Origin of the sequence: Burkholderia sp. Ac-20392, from assembly GCF_017104585.1 — a bacterium.
GTDB classification, from domain to species: domain Bacteria; phylum Pseudomonadota; class Gammaproteobacteria; order Burkholderiales; family Burkholderiaceae; genus Burkholderia; species Burkholderia lata.
On the sequence record NZ_JAAGPB010000598.1, the window covers coordinates 1 to 4,466 of the forward strand.

Consider the following 4,466-nt stretch of genomic DNA (forward strand, 5'->3'; position numbering starts at 1 on the left):
TTGCGAACCCGAGCGCCGCGAGCGAGCCGCCCGGTACCACCAGCATCGTCACGTACAGCGCGATCTTCCAGCCGCGGTGCGGCCCGGAAAACGCATGATGAGCGGTATCGGTCAGGTTGCGGCGCAGCGCGCCGGCGGCATTTTTCAGGAACAGCATCGCGAACATCCTCGGGGTGCCCGCAGCGCGGGCGCATCGGTCAGAACATAGTCTCCGGCAGTGCAACATGCACGTCGTAACTGGTTGCTTCAAATAATATTGACTAAGCAATCAATTTTCAAGATACTGGGCGCGTTTAAATCCGAAACGCACTATTGCTGTGTGCGCAATCGCATGACCGGCGGCCTTTACGATCCCGAGAACATCGCGCTGGAAACGAGCCTCGGCTATTACCTGTCGAAGGCGAAGCAGGCGCTCGTTGAGCGGATGGACCGAGCGCTCGAGCCGCTCGACCTCACCGCGCAGCAGATCGGCGTGATCCTGTTGCTGTCGCGCGGCTATGCGCGCACGCCGTTCGAGCTGTCCCGCAAGATGTCGTACGACAGCGGTTCGATGACACGGATGCTCGACCGGCTCGAACGCAAGGGGCTGGTCGCACGCACGCGCAGCGAGCAGGACCGCCGGATGATCGAGCTGACGCTGACCGAGCGCGGCGCCGAAGCCGCCCGGGCGCTGCCGTCGCTGATCGCCACCGCGCTCAACGCGCAGCTCGACGGTTTCTCGGCCGACGAGCTCGTGACGCTCACGGGCCTGCTGCAGCGCTTCATCGCCAATGGGCCCGGCTCGACCGGTTGCCCGAAACCCGACGACGAAGCGGACTGCTGATGTGCGCGGAGGCCCCATGTCTAGGTTAAGCATTCGCTTATTTATCTGTCTGGGCAGAAGATGACAGGGCACGCGCTCCCTTTTTCCCTTTATCCGTTCCACCCGGCCGGGCTGCGCTGCGGCGCACACCCGTGCGTTGTGCCGGCGCGTCGCGCGCGCCGCGTCTAGGAGATTCCGATGTCCGCCACCACGGCATCCGCCGCCTCCCCCGCCGCCGAACCCGCGCCGCTGTCCGGCGGTGCGCTCGCGCTGCTCACCGTCGGGCTCGCGCTCGGCACCTTCATGGAAGTGCTCGACACGTCGATCGCGAACGTCGCGGTGCCGACCATCTCGGGCAGCCTCGGTGTCGCGACGAGCGAAGGCACCTGGGTGATCTCTTCGTACTCGGTGGCTTCCGCGATCGCGGTGCCGCTCACCGGCTGGCTCGCGCGGCGGGTCGGCGAGGTGCGGCTGTTCACGCTGTCGGTGCTCGCGTTCACGGTCGCTTCGGCGCTGTGCGGCCTCGCGAACAACTTCGAGACGCTGATCGCGTTCCGGCTGCTGCAGGGCCTCGTGTCGGGGCCGATGGTGCCGTTGTCGCAGACGATCCTGATGCGCAGCTACCCGCCCGCGAAGCGCGGGCTCGCGCTCGGGCTATGGGCGATGACGGTGATCGTCGCACCGATCTTCGGCCCGTTGCTGGGCGGCTGGATCAGCGACAACTACACGTGGCCGTGGATCTTCTACATCAATCTGCCGATCGGCATCTTCTCGGCGACCTGCGCGTACTTCCTGCTGCGCGGCCGCGAGACGAAGACGTCGAAGCAGCGGATCGACGCGATCGGCCTCGCGCTGCTCGTGATCGGCGTGTCGTGCCTGCAGATGATGCTCGACCTCGGCAAGGACCGCGACTGGTTCAACTCGACGTTTATCGTCGCGCTCGCGCTGATTGCGGTCGTGTCGCTCGCGTTCATGCTCGTGTGGGAGGCGACCGAGAAGGAGCCGGTGGTCGACCTGTCGCTGTTCAAGGACCGCAACTTCGCGCTCGGCGCGATGATCATCTCGTTCGGCTTCATGGCGTTCTTCGGCTCGGTCGTGATCTTCCCGCTGTGGCTGCAGACGGTGATGGGCTACACGGCGGGCAAGGCCGGCCTCGCGACCGCGCCGGTCGGGCTGCTCGCGCTCGTGCTGTCGCCGCTGATCGGCCGCAACATGCACCGGCTCGACCTGCGGATGGTCGCGAGCTTCGCGTTCATCGTGTTCGCCGGCGTGTCGATCTGGAACTCGACGTTTACGCTCGACGTGCCGTTCAACCATGTGATCCTGCCGCGTCTCGTGCAGGGGATCGGCGTCGCGTGCTTCTTCGTGCCAATGACGACGATCACGCTGTCGAGCATCTCCGACGACCGGCTCGCGAGCGCGTCGGGGCTGTCGAACTTCCTGCGCACGCTGTCGGGCGCGATCGGCACCGCGGCGAGCTCGACGTTCTGGGAGAACGACGCGATCTATCACCACGCGCGCCTGTCGGAATCGGTGAGCGTGTATGCGCAGAGCACGACCGACTACCAGGGCGCGCTGTCGCAGCTCGGCATCGTCGGCCAGACGGCCAATGCGCAGCTCAACCAGCTCGTCACGCAGCAGGGCTTCATGATGGCGACCAACGACTTCTTCCTGCTGTCGGCGTTCATGTTCGGTGCGCTCGCGGGGCTCGTGTGGATCACGAAGCCGAGAAAGGGTGCGGGGCCGGCGATGGGGCATTGAAGGAGGAGCGGCTGAACTTGCTTGCTTTTCTCGATTGAACTAAGCTAACAAAATATTTGAACTTAGTTCAATCGGAGGGAGCGATGCATACCTACAACATGCACGACGCGAAGACGAACCTGTCGCGTTTGATCGACGAAGCCGTTCATGCCGGCGAGCCGTTCGTGATCGCGAAAGCGGGCAAGCCACTCGTCAAGGTGGTCCCCATCGATACGCCGAACCCCGTCCGGCTGAGCCGGATTGGCTTCATGAAGGGGCAGATCCGTGTCCCGGACGATTTCGACACGATGGGGAGCGACGAAATCGGCAAGCTGTTCGAGGGTGACGCATGAAGTTGCTGCTCGACACACACTTGCTTCTTTGGGCGGCAGCCGGTGCGGCCGAGCTGCCCGCCCGCGCCAGTGCGCTCATCGAGGATCCCGCCTGTACACCGCTTTTCAGCGTTGCGAGCCTCTGGGAGATCGTCATCAAGCGTGGACTGGATCGCGATGATTTCCAAGTGGACCCGCACGTGCTCCGTCGCAATCTCCTTGATGTCGGCTACGTGGAATTGCCGATCACGAGCGCGCACGCGCTTGCGGTCGAACAATTGCCGTCGATCCACCGCGATCCGTTTGACCGTCTCCTGGTCGCCCAGGCGATCTCGGAAGGCATCACGCTGCTCACGCACGACCATACCGTTGCCCGCTATCCGGGTCCGATCAAACACGTCTGATTGTGCCGGGCATCGGCCTGGCGCTCACTCCCGCGCCCGCAACCCGCCGAACGCCAGATCGTCGCCGGGCGCGATCGGCAGCGTCGCCCGCGCCACGTCGAGCCACGCGCGCGCCGCGTGCGACAGATACCCCTTCTTCAGCCAGCCGAGCGCGATCGCCCACGTGATCTCCGGCTCGACGATCGGCCGGCACGTGAACTGGCCCGCGTCGAGCCGCCGGCAATACGGCTCGGGCAGCAGCGCGATGCCGACCCCCGCATGCACGAGCGCGGCCATGAAATCCCAATGGCCGCTGCGGCTCACGATCGACGGCGTGAAGCCGACCTGCCGGCACGCGTCGAGCACCGCATCGTGCAGCGCGAGGCTTTCCGCGTAGAACACGAACGACTCGCGTGCGAGATCCCCGAGCGGCACGGCCGCGTGATCCTCCCAGCGCGACTCGCGCGGGGCGACGAGCCACAGCGGCGCGCGCACCATCGGCAGCCGCTCGAAGGTGCCGGGATCGACCGGTTCCAGCAGCCCGCCCAGCTCCAGCTCACCCGACGTCAGCGCGGCCTCGATCATCCGCGCGCCCTGCTCGAACAGCTTCAGCTCGATGTTCGGGTAGCGCTGCTTGTACGCGGCGATGATCGGCGTGAACAGCGAGCCGCCGAGCGGCGGAATCCCGATCGTCAGCTCGCCGCGCCCGAGCGTGCCGAGATCGTTCAGCTCCGACTGCAGCTGCGCCTGCGCGGCGAGTACGTCCTGGCCGCGCTGGAACACGATCCGCCCCGCGTCGGTCAGCACCATCTGCCGGCCGTCGCGCAGCAGCAGCGGCGAACCGATCTCGTCCTCCAGCGCCTTCACCATCTTGCTGATGGTCGGCTGGGTCACGAACAGCTTGTCGGCGGCCGCCGTGAAACTCTGCTGGCGAACCACCTCGACGAAGTACCGCAGCGCGCGCAATTCCATCGATGACTCCCCAAATTGGTGCGGCGATCAAAACGAATTCCGAATTGGAATGACAAGGATAGAGACAAGTCATTTTATTTATGGTTAGGGGAAACCCTATACTCCCACCATCGACGCAATATCTGTAGGGAGCCCGCCATGACCAAGCCGACCGCCGCACTCGCCACTCGCCCCGCCGCTTCGGGCAGCCTCGCGCGCACGGGCCGGATCGCGCTGCAGGCCGCCGCGCTCGGCGCG

5 protein-coding genes and 2 pseudogenes are annotated in these 4,466 nt (G+C 65.5%); 5 read left to right on the top strand and 2 right to left on the bottom strand.

The annotated features are described in order from the left end of the window. Positions 1–157, bottom strand: a pseudogene (locus G3N99_RS35215) (multidrug ABC transporter ATPase); the annotation flags it as partial. A 174-nt stretch (positions 158–331) separates the two neighbouring features. Here G3N99_RS35215 and G3N99_RS35220 point away from each other — a divergent pair. The 4 genes from G3N99_RS35220 to G3N99_RS35235 all read left to right on the top strand — a co-directional run bounded on the left by G3N99_RS35220 (position 332) and on the right by G3N99_RS35235 (position 3,278). After that, on the top strand, positions 332–823 hold the full coding sequence (locus G3N99_RS35220) for a MarR family transcriptional regulator (RefSeq protein WP_206124670.1): 492 nt from the start codon (positions 332–334) through the stop codon (positions 821–823). Positions 824–1,000: 177 nt separating this feature from the next. Next, on the top strand, positions 1,001–2,563 hold the full coding sequence (locus G3N99_RS35225; RefSeq protein ID WP_174940289.1) for a DHA2 family efflux MFS transporter permease subunit: 1,563 nt from the start codon (positions 1,001–1,003) through the stop codon (positions 2,561–2,563). Between the two features lie 83 nt (positions 2,564–2,646). Further along, complete coding sequence (locus tag G3N99_RS35230) at positions 2,647–2,895, top strand: type II toxin-antitoxin system prevent-host-death family antitoxin (RefSeq protein WP_174936281.1); 249 nt, start codon at positions 2,647–2,649, stop codon at positions 2,893–2,895. Then, on the top strand, positions 2,892–3,278 hold the full coding sequence (locus G3N99_RS35235) for a type II toxin-antitoxin system VapC family toxin (RefSeq protein WP_089449621.1): 387 nt from the start codon (positions 2,892–2,894) through the stop codon (positions 3,276–3,278). The genes G3N99_RS35230 and G3N99_RS35235 overlap by 4 nt, the downstream gene beginning before the upstream one ends. Before the next feature lie 24 nt (positions 3,279–3,302). On the opposite strand, the gene G3N99_RS35240 is transcribed toward G3N99_RS35235, so the two are convergent. Further along, the gene (locus G3N99_RS35240) at positions 3,303–4,229 is read right to left on the bottom strand and encodes a LysR family transcriptional regulator (RefSeq protein WP_174940291.1); all 927 of its coding nucleotides are present in this window, start codon (positions 4,227–4,229) and stop codon (positions 3,303–3,305) included. Positions 4,230–4,367: 138 nt separating this feature from the next. Between G3N99_RS35240 and G3N99_RS42180 the strand changes: the two are divergent. Continuing rightward, positions 4,368–4,466 (top strand): annotated as a pseudogene (locus G3N99_RS42180) (CidA/LrgA family protein); the annotation flags it as partial.